Genomic DNA, 19,140 nt, shown 5'->3' with positions numbered 1-19,140 from the left:
ACTACGCAATGAAATCACCACCAATCAACTTTAAATCCATTCGATGGTCTGAATCATAAAATGTATGTTTGACCGTTTCCACCATCATAAAATTCGCAACTGTTAAGTCTCCTAAATACATTTGGACACCAACTTGGCTACCCCCACGAATCTTTGGATCACCAAAGACTTTATTGATGTGAAGCTTTCTCGATTTACGATTATAAAGCTTTAGCATTCCATCAGCTTTTGCCTTACCATTTTCTTTCTCGTTGAGCTTATCTGTCATTTGTAAGACGCCCCAGTCATTCATCTTAGAACTATCTTGAGCTATAAAAATTTCGCGTTTTCCTGTCTCCTTATTCTCGCGAACTAATTTTATTTTGTTATACGTATTTTCATCGATGGATGTCGTATATTCAAACGATTCTCCTGATTCTTCGTCTATTAACAAGTCTGATTTAAGCATCTTAATGTCACGTAGATTCAATGAGCCGTAATCATCGTATAACACATATAAATTTCCTGTGTTGAGAGTTGTATCTGATAAGGCATTGTCCATAATGGTAAATAACTCTTGATTATCCTCAACCCTAGAGGCTATGACATGTTTTGTATTGGCTACTACACCTGTATTTAGTTTAAAGTCCTTAGCAATCATCTGAAGCACTTGAGCAGCCGTTTTGTTGGCATAAACATAAGTGTCTTTATTTTTAAAGTAGCGTAGTTGATCGTAACAAGTAACAGTAATCATGCGGTTATTTGTACGTTTTTTGGTAAAGACAAAACCAAAAAATATTTTATGACCATCATAATCAAAGCGAACTGCATCCCCTTCGTGAAAGCCAAGCAACTCGTCTTTTATGATATTGAATGTAAGTTTTCCTGGTGTACCCTTACGATGGGTTTCCCACTCTATTCCTTCCTCAACAGCGCACTCAAAAATACGCCCCTTACTTATGATAAAAAGTTGTGATTTAGCCAAGTTTAATCACCTGCCCAACCTTTATAACATTTGGATTACTGATTTTATTTAATTTTGCTAGTTCGGTGTATTTGGAACCATCCCCTAAATATTTTTTAGCGATAGCCCAAAGAGTATCACCTGACACTACTGTATGTGTTTTAGGTGTCTCCTTGCCTGTTGTTGGGCGTTTTTGTTCTACGACAGCCTTTTGGGTAGTTGTTGCATTGGACGTGTTTGACGTATTGCTAGATGCTGTAGCAGGCTTTGTTACAATTCGTTTGTTACCATAAGCCTTATACTGTTTCAATGAAATTCTAACCGTTACATCAAAACCATTCTCAGCTGATTCCATTATCTCGTAATCTTCTATTGCTACTGTCATATTGGTGTCAAAAAGTAGATTACCGTTCGGCATCATACGATTTACAATGAATTGAAAAGGCTTGTCATCAACCTTTAATTTCTCAAGCTTTTCAAGATAAAAAGTAGCTGGCTGAAAACCGTTCGTATAAACAGCAAACGGATATTTGACGTTTGGAAGTAATACCTCAAACTCAATATCCGTTAGCCCTGGCTTTTTAATTACATTTACTTCTCCATCGTTCATTAAGATGATAGTTTCATTTCTTCCGTTGATTCGTGTACTTAACTCAGGAGGCGCAACAGGAAACTGTACACCATCCATAAAAAAGTTATACATCTTCCGTTGGCCCTCCTTCTGCTAACATTTCTGCGGCTTCTTCTGCTTTCTCAGTGAAACGATCAATAACACCATCAATGTCCATTTCGTTATTAATTGTATTTTTACTTCGAGCATCTATATTGATTTCTGCTGTAGTATAACGATTAATGGCTTCACGATCAGCAATATCTCGAAGATATTTTAAGTCCTCATTTAACATTTTTATACCGTCTGCTGCTTTTTTTGTATTATCGGCAGTTTTCTTTCCAGCATCGTTACCCTTATCAAGTTTGTCACCTATTGCTAGGGCATCATCAATAGCTTTATTTATTAGATCATCAGTATTATTTTTATTTTCATCCTTTTTGAATAGGTTAGCACCCCAATTGTAGCCTGTATCCCAAGCAGCACCTAAAGATTTCATTTCCATTTTAGGAGCTTCCCAGTAGTCAGTAGGAGCCTCACCTACCCAATCACCTAATGTACCTTTGAGACCTTTTAGATCACTGGTAATAGACTTACTATGACCGAATTCTGTACCTACTTTTAAACCTATATTAGAAGCAACGCTTTCTGGCAATAAATTTATAAACCAATTCCAAGCTTGGATAGCCAAGTTTACCGCATCAACAATGGCATTAACAAAGTTTGTAGCAAAACTATCCCATCCACTTGTCATCGAAATAATTACATCTATCACGTTGGTAGCTAAGTTATAAAACAATCTTTTTACTGAATACATCGGGTGTTTCCACACATTTACAAAAAATTCGACATAAGAAGCCCACATATTCCATAAATATGCCACTACATTGTAAATCGCTGAACCCAACACCATAAATGCACCAGCAATAATTCCAGTGGCACTAATAGAAGTACCTGCAAAGTGATTTAATGCAGCCACGCCAAGATAAAACAAACTGATCAAAACCACTATTGCACCAATTAACCAACCAATAGGGTTTGCAGCTATTGCGATGCTCAAGGCGGCCATTGCAGCAGTAAAACCATACGTTGCCCAAGTTGACAAAACAGTTGTTGCAACATACCACAAATTGCGTAATGATGCAGTTGCAGTCATGAATGCATTAATCGCAATTTGCCTGTTAGTCCATGCCCATGCTGCTGCATTAATAATAAGTGCTGCTGTAACCCCTCCAACGACTGGAGCAATAAATGACCAATTATCATAAACAAAGGCACCTACAGATGCGATAGTATTAAGCGCATAACTAGCGAGTGTAGCAACTAATTGCAATGATTGACCTGCACTTTCTCTAAATGCTGCAAATCGATCACTGTTAAATATATTGTTAATACTTTGTAACACATCTTTAAACGCCCATAGCGCTTCATTTTTGAATGCAGTCCATATTTGCTCAAAAGTAAGAGGCATTGAATTAAATTTTTGATTGATGTCATCTGCTGCTGCAAACATCGCATTTTTAACAACACTAGCTGTCAATTCCCCATCTGCCGCCATTTTACGAATTGCACCAATGGAAACACCTAAATGGTCAGCAATGTTTTGAATAATGGTTGGTGCTGATTCAAATACAGAATTTAACTCTTCACCACGTAGCACTCCAGAACCTAGTGCTTGGGTTAATTGTAATGTAGCAGATGCTACCCCTTCTGCATTTGTTCCAGCAATACCAAATTGTTTGTTAAGTAATTCGGCAAACGCAACTACCTCTGTGGTATTACCAAAGGCATCTTTAGCATTCATACTCAACTTACCAACTAAATCTGCGGTTTGAGTATATGGAGCAAATGAACGTTGTGCAGCATCAAAAATTTGTTGTTGTAATTGTTGCACTTCAGTTAAACCACTTGCATCAAATTCTAGGTTTGTGGAAATAGGGTCTACTTTCGGCATACTTTCGACAGCTAGATTTAATCGGGCGTCAATATTAGTCATTTCATCCGATAATTTAACTACATCACTTATCGATTGTAGAGTTAAGTATGCCGCGACAATGCCCATAATTTTGCCTAACAGCTTGTCAGCAGCATTTGTACCATCCCTTATATGATTTGTGAATCCTTGTTGGGCATTGTCAGCATCACGAACTTCATTTTCAATTCGATTAAATTGATCAGCAGCTCTTGCTAACTCTCGTCTAGCGATTTCGATGCTTGATGTATCCATCATATGACCAGATGCAGCATTCATCGCTTCCATTTGGTTAACCATCATTGAAACAGCATTATGCATAGCTTTCATTGGTTGAGTTAAACGATCTTGGATTTGAATTGCTGTTCGAATAGTTGCCATGACCTCACCTCTTTTTAAGCATAATAAAAAGCCACTACAAAAAAATTAGTGACTTTACTGAATAACTTATTTACACATATTAAAAATATTTCGAATCATACGTGAATCTTGCTATTCCAAATGTATTATTTTTAATTTCTAAAATCCATACACCCTCCACTTTATCAGATACTTTTTCATATCTTAAAGCATAGTTAGTATCAGCTTCCTCCTGCATTGTTGACTGTGGTACAATTCCGAACATAGGGAAGATATCTTCCTCTTTATCAAAATTCATTGTAGAATTGTCATATCCCATATATTGACCAGAATAGACGTTTAATCTTACTACTACATCATCAAATAATATAAATTCATATTTGTTCTTTTCATATATATATAATTTACCTACAATGCTTTGATTGTTTTTTGGCATTGACCACTCAAAATCTTCAACACTTTCTGGTTCACCCATAATTTCGATCAATTGTGTACTACTAATTTTACTGAATTTTGTAGCATCCGTGATCACTTCAACTGAACTTTTCGCGTCTTTTTTTTCTGAATTTTGATTAGTACCTATTATTATAGTAACAATGATAGAAAGTATAATAACTGTCAAACAACCAATAGGTAAACACCCTTTCTTTTTAGGTTGGGCATTGTAATTATTATAATCATTATTATTCTTGCTTGTATTGATATCTGTCGGACTACTAATTCCTTGCTCTGTAGTAGTATTATTCGATGTTTTAAACATTTTTTGAATTAATGTTTTATATATCTTGTCATCGATTTCTAGTAAGCTTTTTTTACCATCTTTAAATTCAATAGCGACAAAGTGTGTGCCTTTGTTTTTAGCACTCAGTCCAGCAAGTAAACCAACAGGACCCAACAACACTCCACCTACTAATCCACGAGAAACTCCTGATATAGCACTCTTCCTATGTTCCTCCGTAATCAACTCATAATTTTCCACTGTAGTTTGATTTAATTCTAAAATCTTTTTAAACCCTGAATTAATACTAATTAATTCTGAAATTTTTAATACTGAACAATTTAAATAATCGCCTGCAATAACTTTATTTTTAGCCACCTTATCCCCTCCTTATGTACTAATAACACTATACATGGATAATAGAGGGAATTCTAATACTATTTTCATACCTTTACATAACCATCATCGCTTCCCTTTACTTCTGCCTTTTGCTCCTCGTTTTGCCTCACGATCTGCTTTTTTATCTTCATCAATCTTGACTTGGATAGATGCGATGATACACGCTTTATCAAAAAGAGATAATGTCATATACTCAGACGGTAGGCGACGCTGCTTTTGCACCCACCAATGCATTATATTAGCGTCACCATCACCGTCCTCAATTAGTTTTTTACTTCTTCAACCATATCCTCAAGCTCGGCTTCATAACCGTTAACTTCTTGTGCTGCTGCTGAAGCATCTGCAATTTCACCAATTGTTAGCATCTTGCCAAGTAATGAATCTGCGCCTAATGCTTTGTATGAATCCTGTAGTTCTTTATTATTTAAGTTAGGAAATACAATTGATTCAACCGTTAATAATCGTTGATATTTAAAGTGATCAAAATCTGTGTTAAATTGTCCTTTACGCTTTCCTTGTGTAATCATAGATCGCTTTGTACATTCAGACTTTAATTCAGTATCACGCTCTGGTGACACTGACGCAAACTCCCATTCAATAGGATTACCCTGTTCATCTACGAAACTTTTTGAAATAGGACGTTTAATATTTTCGTTTTGCTTTTTGTTGTGTGCAAAAAATGCAGTTAAGTTTGACATTTATTTTCACCTTATCCTTTTTGTAGTTGTAATTGATATAAAAAAGAGTCTGCCATAGCAAACTCTTATTGCATTTCTGGTAATACAGTGAACTCTTCTGGCATATCCCAATCTTCGAAAGTAAAGTCTACAGAATCCTCTAAGTAATCTGCGTCTGCGTCTAATGATGCAATGATGCCCCCATCTAAGTTACAGTCTTGTAGGATTGTTGTTTGACGGCCGACTTTAGCAGAACCATCTTCATTTGTAATTTGAATCTCAAAGTATATATCTTCACCAGTATCTTTGTATCGCTTCAAAAGCTTTCGGAAAACTGAGGTATTATAGTGGAATGTTGCCGATCCAGTACCTTCCCAACCAGTTGCTTTATTACCTTTACCTGTTCTGCCCATAATAGGTACCTGTGTTTTGGTTTTATCCATACGAGCTTCAAGGTTTATTAGTTGAGCGAATTTTAGTCGTTCACCTTCAATTGTCACCCATGCTACACCCTGTGCCCCATGAATAGCATCTCGAGCATGCATAGTAGTTTCACCAAAATATTGAAGATCCAATGGCATTAATAATTTGTTTGGTTTCAAATTGATTTCCTCCCTACGCTACTGTCGTTGTGATATAAAGTTGTGACATAGCTACCGTAGGAGTCACGACTTCATTTACCACAACAGCTTTCTTTGTTTCACCTTGTGCAACTGTTAGTTCATCTTTATTGTAATTTTGTATTGCTCGAATACGTTGCATTTCTGTTCGGTGAGTACCAATATCATTCCACAACGAGATACGGCCATCTTGGTCATTTGGTACTTGTCCAAGATAACGAGTGTTAAACAATTGTGCTGTATCGATTGCAATTTGATCTAGAACACGTATAACTTGATTCAAACTGAAATCATCATTCTTTTCACCTGTGAAGGATGTAAATGTATTCACATCTTCAAGAACACGTATATCATCACCAACACGATGGAATACATATTTGCCATTTTTTAAAAGCGTTGATAATTGCGTTTGTGTCTTTGTTTCAGACATATCTAATGTAAATTCACCATCATATTTTTTATTGGTATTCGATTTATTTACTGCTACACCAGCTTGTGCACCTGTTGCCCAATAAATTGCCCCAAATACTTCTTCATCAATTCCATTTGCATCGTTTTGAACATCAATAACACCCTCGTGGTCAGCAGCTCCAAGCTTGTGCCCAACCAATTGGAACTTACCACCTACTTGATCTCGAATGCGCTTCGTATACTCTACATATAGCGATTTAATTGAGCTTTCAGATGATAAGCATCCTAATGTATTAAAACCGTATGCCTCCAAAGCATCCAATGCTTCTTGATGAGCCCCTCCTGTGATAGCCGAACCATTCGAGCCTCCAGCTAATGGTGTACCAGCGGTAACGGATAATGTTGCATTTGTTTTAAATACCACATAATCATTTGCTACTAAATCTGCAGCAGTAGCAACAGCTATTTGTTCATCAACTAATACATTCTTCAAAAGTGTTTGAACATCAAATTTTGTTGGTTCATCCACATTTGTTTGAATCACAATCGTGATGTCATTACCTCGGACACCTTTGTATTTGGCTGTAGCATAGTCATTTGTTGCTGCCACTGCATCTACAGCAAGTTTGTAAAAATAAACCGTGATTGCATTTTTGAATACATCCCGGATGCCTTTTAATTTAGGGTCCGTATATTCATAGCCAAAGATTTTACGAGAATCTTTTTGTAAATCCTCTTGTGTGACAGCAAATACATCGCCATCTACACCCCAATCAAGTGCAATTGGTAGACCAACATAACCACGATCACTTAGATTTACAAATGCACGAAGTTTGCTGATAAAGTTATGATACGTACCCGGTAACGTCTTATTTTGTGTTAAAAACGGTCCTCCACCTAATGCCACGTTATTTACCTCCTTTATCGAATTTCTTTAGAATCCCATCCACATTAGCGAATGAGTATGTTTTGTTGTCCTCTAACAATGCATTTAAAGCATCGCGACGATGAACATACTTTTTACTTTTGATTAATTGATCTTTTGTGAATGTTTGCAAAGAAGCTTCTACAGCCTTTTTTACATCTCCACTTTTCACTGGATCAACTTTTTCCTGTATTTTAGTTGCTGTCATTAGGAATCACCCTTTGCTTATTGATGTATTGTTCTAAAGACCCCATAAAAACTTTCTCTTCAATCTCTTGTAAGAAGAAATTAAAATGAATGAAATTATGACCTATGCCATCTACTACCTCACTATTCGCTCCTGTTACAAGCATCAGCGAGCCGTTTAACAGCGTTATTTCTTTCAGTGCTTGTTGTACCTTCAAAGTCATATTAGACGCCTCAGACAAGCCGTATTTAGGGAAATACTGTACATCAAAAAATGTAGTTACCTTCCAACGTTTACCGATTTGTCGAATGTGTTCTAGGTTCAAAAATTGAATTAAAAAAGCAGGAGTTTTAAACCCCTGCGGTACTTCATCAATATACTTTTTGTAGTCGTCTCCGAAAGCCTGATGAAGCTTAACGGATATAGCATTTTGAATATCATTAATCTCCATCGAAAGCCTCCCTTAAAAGTGTGTATAGTTTTCTCTCCAGTATTGCTGGCGCCTGTTGTTCCACTTGATCAGCACTTATAGTCATCATGAATCGACCATTTACCCATCCTTGATGATTGGAAGTACGATGCCCGAATTCAACGTACTGGGCATAATCTACACTATTGATAACCTCTACTTCATAGGTAGCACCACTCTTTTTTACTTGCCCAATAGTCCACCCACGTCGTAAAGTTCCTCCGTTTACTTTCGCTACTGGAGTGCGTCTAATTACCTTACCTAACATTCTAGCTGCTAACTCCTTGGCTGCTGCTTCACAAAACTTATCAAAATCAGCATTTGCTAATTTAGCTAACTTTCGTTCGAATGCTTTCAATTGCTGAAAATTAACTCCCATTATGCATACTCCTTAAATAACTCTAAGACAATTTCTTGGTGATCCATAAAGATACCAGGTTTGCCTGATCGAGTGTATTCTTCAGTTACATTATCTTGAGTGACGATAATTTTACATCCAGCAGGTATTTGGTATTCATTACCTAAAGATAATTTGATTTGTTCAGCGATTTTAGTTGGACCACCAGTTGAAGAAGCGCTTGTTAACTTTTCATGAGATAATTTACATTTTAAACTCTGGTATAGCGTCATTTCCTTTGGGGTTGAAACATGCGTAATAGGGTCTTCTACTTCTTGCCATGCCTTCACTGTACAATTACCTCTCCAAAGCATTTCTAACGCCTTTCTGCGCGCGCTTACCATGTGAGTACCCTATACTTTATAAAGTCTGCATTGCCATGTTGTAGATACAAGATAAATGCATCAAATTGAGCTTCTGGAGTCCTATTCGCTTCAATAGCAAATACTACATTGGTGTCTCCATCCTGCACCTGTTTAGCAACAACTTCGAAGTTAAGGCTTTCTACATCTAACAATCCCATAGCCTTTTTATTAAGCAAAAATTCTCCTACTACCATATCAATAGCAATTTCTTTTAATCCTGTCGGAATAGCTGTTAAATTCGTTTGATTGTTAATATGATTGGTCACTTTATCAATAGCATATTTTAGCAACATATCATCTGAACTACTTGGAGCATTAGATAAAGTTACTCCAAGTGCAGATAATCGCATTATTACATCTTGATACATGCGAATCACTCGCTTTCAGACGTTTTTGACCTAGGAGCCTTTTTTGGTTCCTCTAAACGTTCCATTATGGATTCATTGAGATGTTTTTCATCAATCGTCAATTCGTCACCAACTAAAAAGCGCTCACCCTTATAACGTATAGGGAAAGCGCCGTCTTTAACTTTTACTTTAATGTTTGCCACTACCCTCAACCTCCTTAGGCAATCGGTTGTGCTTGGAATACGTTTTGAGCTTCAGGGAACGAAGGAATTGCTGTTGCTGCTGCTTTTGCCCATGTTGAAATAGGATCTAAACCTTCTTCATAGATCATAGCAATGATATTACCCACACTTGTAACATCCTCATTACCTAAAACCATACGACTTTCTTCTGGTGTTGGGCCGTATAGTGTTTCACCTAATGGACCATCACCAAACATAATAAATTTGTTATCCGGGAAGTATGTTTTAGTTGTATAAGTACCATCAGCACTTTGTTCACGGTATTTCGTATTAGCTGTTGATTCGTAAACAGCAATCGTCGGTAATCCTTGTTGTGTGAAGAATGCATTTAAATCAGCTAAATTTGCTACACGTGCCGAATTTGCCCCATATAAATAACCGATAATCTTTGGATTACGTAGGATAAGAGCAGCAATCTTTTTAGATGTTAACACACGAGTTGGCGTAATATCTAATGCATCAGACCAACGTTCAATATCACCCAAAATATTCTCTGTTCCTGTGCCCCAAATGTCTGTACCTGATAATGCTTCTTTGTGATCATTTGGCACATGATAATCAAGCGTTAACTTTGATGGCGTGCTCTTTGCTTCGTTTAAATCTAAAGACAACTTCCCTGTAGATAACACTTGCATACGCATTAATTCAAATGTTGCACGCACATCATTAACAGCCTTGTCGATTAAATTAAATACACGTTGCGTTAAATATTGTTGTTCTTGTGCTGTACGAGGGAATTTAAGAGCGATTAAATCCTTTTCTTTAATTTGATATCTCTTTTTTACATATGCAGCTTCAAGTGCTTGTTTAGCAGCCTCAACCGAACCAATTTCTGCTTCTGTATCGAAAGAGTGTACCTTTGCAATAACAGGTAATTCATTCGCACCTACAAGATACTCAAATTCAAGCGTATCATGTTTAACTTCTGGGAAAAGAGCTTCACCAATACCATATGTTTGGTACTTTCGCTCTTTCATGTAATCTAATACTGTTTTTTGACTAAATAACTCTAAAATGTCTGGCATATTGATTTCCCTCCAATTATCGGAATTTAATTTCTTTTAACGCTGTTTTTGCAGCTGCATCTGGTGCTACAGGTAGACGATCTTCTAAGATATAAGCCTCTACAATCAAAGAACCTGGTTGTGGCCCGTTTGTTACATCGACATCGGTATATAAGATACCTTCTGCGGTAGCGTCATTTTTAGGTAAGATAGTACCTGCTTTTACGATTTTCTTTCCATTAGCATCGGCTGTTACACCTACATCACTCACTAAATACGTAAATGCCTGTACTTTTGATGATGCTAAAAAATTTACTTGTCGGAATTTTTCAATTGGTTTTACATATGGCATGTATAGCCCTCCTTTTAATTAGCCCCAAGGGGTGTTATCTGAACCACTTGAGCCTTTTTCATTCGCTATTTTTGCGAAGTTAGTACCTACATCACTTGTGCCTGCACCATTGTCTGCACCTCCAGCAGGATTCCACCCTCTAAATGTGGGTTGTTGCTTTTCTGGCACAAATAAAAAGGACTTTGATTCTTGCAACGATTTAAGTTGCTCATCAAGTCCTTTAGTGACTTTACCATCCTCACTTAATTCAATTGTAGATTTGTCAATGAGGCCTGTTACTAAATCAATATCGTGTACTTTTTTGTGTAATGATAATTTAAGTGCTGCATTCATACGTTCATCTTTCAATTGCTGCTCATACTCCGTTTTGGCCGTTTCATTAGCCTGCTGCAAATCAGTTATCGTCTTTTGTAGCTCCTCATTACCTTTGGCCTTGTCTTGTAAATCCTTCAACTGAGTTTCGTGATTTTTTACTTGTTCTTCAAGCGTTTTCTTTGCCTTGTTGACCTCGTCAAAGCGTTCTTTTGGAATCATTGTTCCATATTTACCAACAACAGCATCAGCTTGTTCCTCACTTAATCCCATTGCAATTAAATCTTCTTTTTTCATTTGTATTTCCTCCTAATTCGTTTTGACAGGTAACGACCTGTTAGGATATGCCCCTTTTTGATTAACGTCATAAAGTGCTAAAAAGACGGGGATACCTGAATATTATTGAGATAATTCCTTTACACCCTCTTCTAACTTTTCAGATAATCTTTTTACTACTTCATCTACATTTAATGTGACTACAGTTGTTGAAAGCCCTTCTGCTTTTTCGTAAGTTGCTTCGAAAATCTCTGGCTTGCATGGGTAAAATTCACCTTGAACACCTTTAATGATATAGTCACCATCAGAAATAGCCATATCACCTTCTAGCGTAATTATTTTTGGTTCATTTGTCTGAGCATCCTTTAAATTATTTACACCTACAAAATCAATAATCTCTTGAACTTCTGTTTTTCCAAATACTACTTGCGTTGCTTCAATCACTACAGGCTTTTTTCGATATTTCGAAATCAATCAATTCACCTCCGAAGAAATGCATTTATAAAACCAAAACAAATAATTTGCTGTTAACACACAAAGAATTAAATCTACATAAATCCAATCGTTGATAGTACCTAATATCCATTGAGTTAAAAGATTTACGGACCATATAGCTAGGAATAATAAAACGAGTTTTACTTTCAAATTCTTCATTTTACAGACCTCCGTGTTTTCTTCTTTTCCATTGCCTTTTGTTGATAATTAGCTACAACAAATTAAGCAATGAATAATTTAGATAATTCATCATCAGTTACAGCAATTCCATTAATGTTAGCTATTTTTCGGTATTGTTCTTTAAATTCATCAAAATTCATTACCCAACAAACCTCCTCTTTTTTCTTCTTTATTTCTACGAATAGCTATTCACCAGTAACGCAAAAACCAAAAAGTATAATTTATAAGCGTGATCAAGAGACAGACAATAGTAAATTCACTTAATTTTTCTTTTTTAGCAACCACTAGATATAGCAATAAAAAAAGTAATAATATGCTGATAACACCAATTATTTTCACGTCACAAACCTATTTTCATAATAAAAAGCCACTCATTGAGTGACTTTTGTTTGTTTTTCATCCATGATGAATTATTGATTTAATAAGTTTACTTTCCTTGATATCATGTTCTTCTTCAAGTTCCTATTCTACATCACGTACGCCCTTAGCTATACGAATAGCTTCATCTAAATTTTCTGCAAGTACTACTACATCGTTTACTTCATCAACCTCGAAAAAACGTTCATAATTTACTTCTAGTACATAAATTTTCATTCTAGGACCTCCGTGTATTTTATATAACTAAATTATATCACTTTTAGGCCACAAACCTCGCTTCCCACTCTGGATATTTGATTTTCGAATCAATGTAATACACTTTACCGTCCTTACCACGAGCAATACGTTGGCTGTAATCATCTTCGAAGTACGGTGCCGTCGTGGACCTGCACCATGGATGAAATGGATTAGCGGTAACACCTGGTTCAAAGTCAGTCATTTTAAATATTTTCCCATCCATCGATTTACAAATATCACTCGTCTTACCATCAAGCGTTGCAATGATCTCGTATCGCTCAACATCTAACTCATTAAAAGCATCTTTTTGAGCAGCAGCCGAAAAGAATGCAGATTCCGTCATGACTAAACGAGCAGCATTATCTCGTGAAGTTTTCATTTTTTTAGCAACAACAGTAATCGTTCTGTCAGGTGCCTCACCACGAGCCATTGATTGAATTAGTTCAGTATGCAGTGTATCTAGCAATAAGTTTCGGTCACGCCATATCTTTGACGAGAATGTTTGATTATCGGCAGTCCAAGGCTTACTAATCACCTTTGTTAACTTCGTTTCATCTAATGCTTGTAATGTAAACCCTATTTCAAAAGCTTTTTGTACCTCGAATGCTGTGTGATAGTACTGAGTTTGATATGCCTCTTTCATCAATCGCTCAAAGCCATCAATTTGCCCGCCATACAGCTTTTCTACATGTTGCTGTAATTGTAACTGCAAACTCTCCAAACGGCTTATATGGACACGAGAGGAGGCATTTTCGAGTTGTTTCATCCATTTTTGATTGATAGCATTCTTTTTCCCGTATTCAATGTATTCATCAACAGTCCAACGGAACTCTCGTAATTCATCACTTTTAAGGAGCTGCTTCGCTTCATCTAATGTGATTTCATTGTTTTTAGCAAAGCGCTGATACCATCTAGCAATATCTTTTTCGATTTCTTGCATAGTCTGGATATATGCCTTCTCAAGACCCTTATAATAACTCGCATTCTTCTCATGCTGTGCTTGCTCAAGCATTTCGAATCGTTTACGCCAGTAGTCTCTTTGTTTGTTTGCCATAACATATCACCTGAATTCTTAAACTCATAAATATTACTAACGACTTTTAATTGATGTGATAACAAAGGGTAACTTTTATTAGGGTCACTTAAATTCAAAGGCAACACACCATAACCACCATTATTATGACAATAAACTATTACACCGCGTACTTTAAATCTGTTACCCAAAACATTCATTACAGTTCCCTCTACAATATCCTTTTCAAAAATCAGCTCACCATCGATAGATATTGCAATAGCTCTCATTTCTTTACTGGAACAACTGGGTAACTTTACTTGTTCGTTTATTAAATCATTAATAGTGAATACAACCATTTGATCGCCTGTCCACGTTCGATAAAGTTTATTAATTTTAGATTTCATTTGATCACCTACTTTAAGGCATAATAAAAAGCCACTCATCTAAGTGACTTAATAAACTTAATTTATTAAAAAGAACAATAACTATGGATCATAGAGAACAATAACTTAGGTTCTTTCAAATCCTTAACCTCAATTACCTCCCAAACTACTTCACGCGTTTTTTTCATTATTTCAAGTGCTTGAGCTTCGCTTTCTGCTAGTACTACTGCATCGCTTATTTCATCATATTCTATTTCTTTTGTAGCCATAATATAAACTTTCAATCTTGCGCACCCCCTAATATTGTTACCTAAATTGTACCATTATCAGTTTGCTTCTGTTTAAATGTTTCATCGTAATTATCAAACTCATTCATACGTTCCTGACGTTCTTTCTTGTTTCGTTCTAGCTCTAACGATACATCTTTTACATAAGGATGCTGTGCTATCTTCGTTTCTTCAGACAAGTAAGGTGATTTATTTAATACCTCAACTACTTCCATCTCATTGATAAGGATGTCACGATTAAAAATGATATTTACATATTCCCCTTCATAATCGCCTTGTCCTGTATTAGCTATATGAACATTGATAAACCACAACAATTCCTCAAATGAAGCTTGGAACTCCGTTTCGATACCATCTGCATCAAGATCAATCTCGCTGTACATAGCTCTAATATTTAATTGGTTTGGATTATTAGCCATGCGTTCGTCTTTTGCATCATAGCCACGCCCATTTTCAATCAGCGCCTTTTTAAACAGCGATAAGATAGACTTGTAGTTGTCAGCATTTACTTCAATGGTTAATGTTTCAACGCCACCTTCAACACCCTGTTCAGAACGCGTTTTTACAACTCCGTAAATCGATAAGTTACGCCTGAATTCCCCTGGATCAGTACCATCGTAATTTTTTAACACTAAAATAGTATTCCGAGCATCTTCCTGCATGTTGTTTTCAAAATCACTTAACATGATATTGATTCCATCTTGTAGTGACTTCACGCGTTTAATAAGTGGCACTTCTTTATTATTGAATTTAAATGGTATTAAAGGAGTTCTTTGCCAATTCAAATTTAATTCATTTTCATAATCATTTATAGTGATATAGGATGTTGGTTCCTTTGTTACGCCTTGTACAAGATGTCCTGAGAACCACTCATAATGTTCCACTCCATTAGCGCTATAAACCTCTACCTTTTCAACTACAACATCTCTATCACCTTCATATTCCTTTACAAAATATATACGAATTGCAAAATCAAGAATAGTTTGGTCTGAATCCTTCCAAAACGGAATAATTTCATGTGGTGGAAAGCGTTTGATAGAAAATTGACCATTTTCATCATAATACGGATACAACCAACCAATTCCACCATTCAAGGCGTCTTGACCAACACTTCGTATTGTCCGATGGAATCGTTTGTTGAAAATATCTTGTAATTTCTTTGAGTACTCTTCACTTTCAGTTTCAATTGTTATTGGCTTACCAAGTTGATAGTTTACTTTTTGGTCAACAAGCTTCGCATACTGGTTATCGAGTATTTTGTTGTTTGGAAGGTTATCATTTACCTCTAAATTCCCACCTTTACCAATAACCCAACGTTTTCGCTTTAAGATATCTTGCTCACCTTTATAATAAGCCTCGCCTATAAGCATCCACTTTCGCTTCTCGGACTTTTTAAATTTATTAACCTCATTTTCAAGCCATTTGATGTCCGTTATAACATCCTTTGCGCCAGCTGTTATATTTTCATTGATGATATCGGTATCTGTAATGGCACCTTGGAACGGGAAAAACTCCATATTCTCACCTCTTCCTATTCAAAACTGAATAACGGTTGTTGCATAATTACTGTATTTACAAAATAACGATCAGCATCAAGCTGATGGTCGTTTTGCTTAATTGGAACATCTTCACCACGATTAGCTGCTTTTTCATCCCAAATGTATGAACTATATTCACGGAATGTTTCTACACAGCAATCGTTGTATTTAATTAAGCCATTTACTAATGCATTCGCTACATTCCTGATGCCATCAAGCACTGCATTATTGGCTTCTTTAACAGGAAACTTATATCTTTCAAGCGCTGTAATGAAAGAAGCTGCCGAAGGGTCAACGATTATCTTTGAGATATTTAAGTCACCAACAAACTCCTTCATGTCTTGGCAATATTCTTCATCTGTTTTCTGTTTACTGGCTTTGCGACCATCATAATGGTATTCCTTAACCTTGTACCAAACACCATCACAAAAACCCCACAGACCGAATGTCGTAGGGTTCTGAGTGCCGTAATCGACACTGACATAGTACTTTGTGTAGTTGCGTGGTATCGTCTCAACTGAATGTAATTTCTTATCAAACATATCGTAGATAATACCTTCTGCCAGTACCCATAAACCAAGGATAAAGCGTTGATAGAACACGCCTTTATACATGCGTTTATAACGTTCTTTGATACGCTCTGACAGTGATAAATTGTCATCCATCGTAAAGTGTAGATGCAGCATGTTCTTATCTTCTAGTTGATCTAAATACTCGAGTTTGAACCAATGATAAGGACCAGCAGGGTTACAGTTAAACCAAAACTTGGCACCATCTACAGAACATCGAGCCGTTGCTTGGTTAACGAATGATTGAGGCATAAGTGCCACTTCATCGAAGAACATACCAGCGAGTGTAATACCTTGGATAAGGTCTTGTGAAGCTTCGTCTTTTCCACCGAATATATAAAAATAGTTCACCTTGCCATTTCGAGTGACAGTGAACATGTTTTCGGAACGATATTCTTTTACTTTGTAGCCTCTGGACATAAGCATTCGTTTTAATGGTTTGAATACGTTACGGCGGAATGAGCCGATAGTTTTACCAGCCATTCCCAGGTTCTCGTCCTCAAACGTCTCCGTTGCCCACATAACGAACGATAGAGACATAACAACAGTTTTACCAGCACGAACAGAACCATCGCAAATAAGACCGTCCTTGTCCTTATGAGGGGAATTTGATTGCCACCACTTGAGTACCTTGAGTTGTTTCTGACTAAAAGGTTTAAACGTGAATAGAGCTGGTTTCTTTCGTTTACTCATTCCAATTCACTTCCTTACCTTCTATCGCCTCTAAGAAGCCATCGTCCTCATATTCATCATCGTCATCACCATTTTCTTTACGAATAGCTATTTTTGATAGTTCTAGTGATGCCTTGGCTTTTTCTATTTCAAGCTGTTTGCGTTCACGCTCATTCAGTAAGTCGAAATGTTTTGCTAGGAAATCCAAAGCTCTCATTTTGTCTGCTAATTTAATTGAGGCGCCATCTTTACCCATTTTAATTTCAGTAACAATAGTGCCATCCACTTCGTCATGTTCTTTGAATCTGACAAAATCTTGATCAACCATAACCGGTTTATCATCTTTATCAGTAACAGGACCAAACGCACCAATGAGTTGTACGCGCTCTCTACCGAATTCAACATAATCAGTAACATCAGCAAATGCAATCTGTACATACTTTTCTAGTACGTCCGTTGCATCTATAAATAGTCCTTTTCGAAGCTCACCTTTTAGGCGCTTAACTTCTGTCACGACCTTAGCATTCCTTAGCAAACGACTTCCCTCTACATGAGCACTGTCTCTCGCATATCCAGCTTTAATAGCTGCCATTGTCTGATTATATGTCTTGATGTAATACATGCAGAAAAGCCTTTGCCTATCGGTTAAACCGTCCTCACCCTCTGCATCGAAATAAATAATATCATCTGGATTTTCATCCTTGGGTGCATCCTCTTTCATGGTTGCAACCTTCGCTATTTTGGTTGCATCCTTTTCAGTTGCATCCCTCGACCATTTCTCACGGCTCTTTCGGCTCTTTAATGTACCAAGCTTTATCCCATGCTTTTCAGCAAGATCAGCAAGTGTAATCTTTGTGGTTTCCCACTCATTTTTAATTTCATCCCAATTAGCCATATCTCATAAACACCACCTCCAGAATCATGTCTGGTTCACGATGAACCTGACCTATTTATGTATTTCACTCTCAAAAGCAAGTACCGAATAGTCAGGGAGGAGGAAACTCTGTTCGATACTCACTTTTCAAAATAAAATGTCAATGGTTCACATTGAACTATCGTTTACAGTCTGGTACATCATATACTAGACATAATAAAAAGCCTTACCGTGCTAGGGATAAGGCTCGTCTACTGCGGTAAAATATTTAATTGTCGAGTTAGCTCATTTCTCACACACGTTGAGCTGGACGTGTTTATTGTGTAGGCAGAAAAGTGTTTTAGATTTATAGTGCATTTCCGTGCACTTTGTTACTGTAGTTAGTTAGTTAGACTGAATTATGGAAAGTGGACGAAGTTCACATAAAAACCACTCCTTTTTCCTGATTTTTAGCCTTTTATATTAATTAAGATACCTATTCCCTTAAAAAATATGGGCCGGCCATGTATGTCACGCTCCGAACAAGTTTATGAGGCGCTGGTCGGTCGTCGGTCTGTCTTTCCCTAATATTTAGGTTTTGGAAAATACCAAGAGAGGAAACCTTTACCGCACCGTCCTACCTCCAAGTTTAATTTATGAAATAATAGTCTTTCAACAATTCGTCATATGCGTTTTTTGCGTCATATGCGACATTCCACTTCCGACATCATTTCTAATACATTTTCTTTCAGTCGTCTAATTGTTGTTTCTGATAGCCCCATCGTTTTCCCTATTTTACGCAATGAAAATCCATCTAAGATACAATTGAGCACGAATATCTCACGCTCTCCTGTTACGTTGCTTGCTCTTTTTTGGATTTCCCTAACCTTCCATTCATAACGCAAAACTCTTTTCACATAAAATTGCGAACGTCTTGTTGCTTCATA

General features: G+C 36.7%; 25 protein-coding genes. All 25 read right to left on the bottom strand.

What is annotated here, in order from left to right; genetic code table 11:
- Position 1 precedes the first annotated feature (1 nt).
- Positions 2-964, bottom strand: coding sequence for an XkdQ/YqbQ family protein (locus AC1RNS_RS16445; RefSeq protein ID WP_492994206.1), 963 nt, complete (start codon positions 962-964; stop codon positions 2-4).
- Complete coding sequence (locus tag AC1RNS_RS16440; RefSeq protein ID WP_492994204.1) at positions 957-1,646, bottom strand: LysM peptidoglycan-binding domain-containing protein; 690 nt, start codon at positions 1,644-1,646, stop codon at positions 957-959. Before AC1RNS_RS16440 ends, AC1RNS_RS16445 begins: the two co-directional genes overlap by 8 nt.
- Complete coding sequence (locus AC1RNS_RS16435) at positions 1,639-3,906, bottom strand: tape measure protein (protein WP_492994202.1); 2,268 nt, start codon at positions 3,904-3,906, stop codon at positions 1,639-1,641. Before AC1RNS_RS16435 ends, AC1RNS_RS16440 begins: the two co-directional genes overlap by 8 nt.
- Before the next feature lie 79 nt (positions 3,907-3,985).
- Positions 3,986-4,981 (bottom strand): hypothetical protein, encoded by a 996-nt coding sequence (locus tag AC1RNS_RS16430; protein ID WP_492994200.1) that lies wholly within the window; start codon positions 4,979-4,981, stop codon positions 3,986-3,988.
- Between the two features lie 84 nt (positions 4,982-5,065).
- Positions 5,066-5,236, bottom strand: a complete 171-nt coding sequence (locus AC1RNS_RS16425; protein WP_492994198.1) for a hypothetical protein — start codon at positions 5,234-5,236, stop codon at positions 5,066-5,068.
- Between the two features lie 29 nt (positions 5,237-5,265).
- Positions 5,266-5,700, bottom strand: coding sequence for a phage tail assembly chaperone (locus AC1RNS_RS16420; RefSeq protein WP_492994196.1), 435 nt, complete (start codon positions 5,698-5,700; stop codon positions 5,266-5,268).
- A 65-nt stretch (positions 5,701-5,765) separates the two neighbouring features.
- The gene (locus AC1RNS_RS16415) at positions 5,766-6,281 is read right to left on the bottom strand and encodes a phage tail tube protein (protein ID WP_492994194.1); all 516 of its coding nucleotides are present in this window, start codon (positions 6,279-6,281) and stop codon (positions 5,766-5,768) included.
- Positions 6,282-6,294: 13 nt separating this feature from the next.
- Positions 6,295-7,617 carry a phage tail sheath family protein gene (locus AC1RNS_RS16410; protein ID WP_492994192.1) on the bottom strand — a complete coding sequence of 441 codons (1,323 nt, stop codon included), beginning with the start codon at positions 7,615-7,617 and terminating at the stop codon, positions 6,295-6,297.
- Position 7,618: 1 nt separating this feature from the next.
- A complete protein-coding gene (locus AC1RNS_RS16405) occupies positions 7,619-7,843 on the bottom strand; it encodes a hypothetical protein (protein WP_492994190.1) in 225 nt (74 codons plus the stop codon).
- On the bottom strand, positions 7,830-8,273 hold the full coding sequence (locus tag AC1RNS_RS16400; RefSeq protein WP_492994188.1) for a phage tail terminator family protein: 444 nt from the start codon (positions 8,271-8,273) through the stop codon (positions 7,830-7,832). The genes AC1RNS_RS16405 and AC1RNS_RS16400 overlap by 14 nt, the downstream gene beginning before the upstream one ends.
- Complete coding sequence (locus AC1RNS_RS16395; RefSeq protein ID WP_492994186.1) at positions 8,263-8,670, bottom strand: HK97 gp10 family phage protein; 408 nt, start codon at positions 8,668-8,670, stop codon at positions 8,263-8,265. The genes AC1RNS_RS16400 and AC1RNS_RS16395 overlap by 11 nt, the downstream gene beginning before the upstream one ends.
- The gene (locus AC1RNS_RS16390; RefSeq protein ID WP_492994184.1) at positions 8,670-8,978 is read right to left on the bottom strand and encodes a hypothetical protein; all 309 of its coding nucleotides are present in this window, start codon (positions 8,976-8,978) and stop codon (positions 8,670-8,672) included. Before AC1RNS_RS16390 ends, AC1RNS_RS16395 begins: the two co-directional genes overlap by 1 nt.
- A 47-nt stretch (positions 8,979-9,025) precedes the next feature.
- On the bottom strand, positions 9,026-9,421 hold the full coding sequence (locus tag AC1RNS_RS16385; protein ID WP_492994182.1) for a hypothetical protein: 396 nt from the start codon (positions 9,419-9,421) through the stop codon (positions 9,026-9,028).
- Positions 9,422-9,426: 5 nt separating this feature from the next.
- Positions 9,427-9,603, bottom strand: a complete 177-nt coding sequence (locus AC1RNS_RS16380; protein ID WP_339260967.1) for a hypothetical protein — start codon at positions 9,601-9,603, stop codon at positions 9,427-9,429.
- A gap of 14 nt (positions 9,604-9,617) precedes the next feature.
- Positions 9,618-10,667 carry a major capsid protein gene (locus tag AC1RNS_RS16375; RefSeq protein ID WP_492994180.1) on the bottom strand — a complete coding sequence of 350 codons (1,050 nt, stop codon included), beginning with the start codon at positions 10,665-10,667 and terminating at the stop codon, positions 9,618-9,620.
- A gap of 16 nt (positions 10,668-10,683) precedes the next feature.
- Positions 10,684-10,998 (bottom strand): hypothetical protein, encoded by a 315-nt coding sequence (locus AC1RNS_RS16370; RefSeq protein ID WP_492994178.1) that lies wholly within the window; start codon positions 10,996-10,998, stop codon positions 10,684-10,686.
- Positions 10,999-11,016: 18 nt separating this feature from the next.
- The gene (locus AC1RNS_RS16365; RefSeq protein WP_492994176.1) at positions 11,017-11,607 is read right to left on the bottom strand and encodes a phage scaffolding protein; all 591 of its coding nucleotides are present in this window, start codon (positions 11,605-11,607) and stop codon (positions 11,017-11,019) included.
- 102 nt (positions 11,608-11,709) lie between these two features.
- Entirely contained in the window at positions 11,710-12,060 is a 351-nt protein-coding gene (locus AC1RNS_RS16360) for a hypothetical protein (protein ID WP_492994174.1), read from the bottom strand.
- Between the two features lie 663 nt (positions 12,061-12,723).
- Positions 12,724-12,855 carry a hypothetical protein gene (locus AC1RNS_RS16355; RefSeq protein ID WP_492994173.1) on the bottom strand — a complete coding sequence of 44 codons (132 nt, stop codon included), beginning with the start codon at positions 12,853-12,855 and terminating at the stop codon, positions 12,724-12,726.
- 43 nt (positions 12,856-12,898) lie between these two features.
- A complete protein-coding gene (locus AC1RNS_RS16350) occupies positions 12,899-13,930 on the bottom strand; it encodes a minor capsid protein (protein WP_492994171.1) in 1,032 nt (343 codons plus the stop codon).
- A gap of 430 nt (positions 13,931-14,360) precedes the next feature.
- A complete protein-coding gene (locus AC1RNS_RS16345) occupies positions 14,361-14,558 on the bottom strand; it encodes a hypothetical protein (RefSeq protein ID WP_492994169.1) in 198 nt (65 codons plus the stop codon).
- A 26-nt stretch (positions 14,559-14,584) separates the two neighbouring features.
- Positions 14,585-16,078 carry a phage portal protein gene (locus AC1RNS_RS16340; RefSeq protein WP_492994167.1) on the bottom strand — a complete coding sequence of 498 codons (1,494 nt, stop codon included), beginning with the start codon at positions 16,076-16,078 and terminating at the stop codon, positions 14,585-14,587.
- 14 nt (positions 16,079-16,092) lie between these two features.
- Entirely contained in the window at positions 16,093-17,361 is a 1,269-nt protein-coding gene (locus AC1RNS_RS16335; protein WP_492994166.1) for a PBSX family phage terminase large subunit, read from the bottom strand.
- Positions 17,354-18,235, bottom strand: a complete 882-nt coding sequence (locus AC1RNS_RS16330; protein ID WP_492994164.1) for a terminase small subunit — start codon at positions 18,233-18,235, stop codon at positions 17,354-17,356. The genes AC1RNS_RS16335 and AC1RNS_RS16330 overlap by 8 nt, the downstream gene beginning before the upstream one ends.
- Before the next feature lie 659 nt (positions 18,236-18,894).
- A partial coding sequence (locus tag AC1RNS_RS16325; protein WP_492994162.1) for a LuxR C-terminal-related transcriptional regulator occupies positions 18,895-19,140 on the bottom strand: 246 nt, incomplete at its 5' end.

It is taken from the genome of Lysinibacillus sp. GW821-FHT14F06, assembly GCF_058803665.1.
This window is presented reverse-complemented; position numbering and strand designations above follow the sequence as displayed.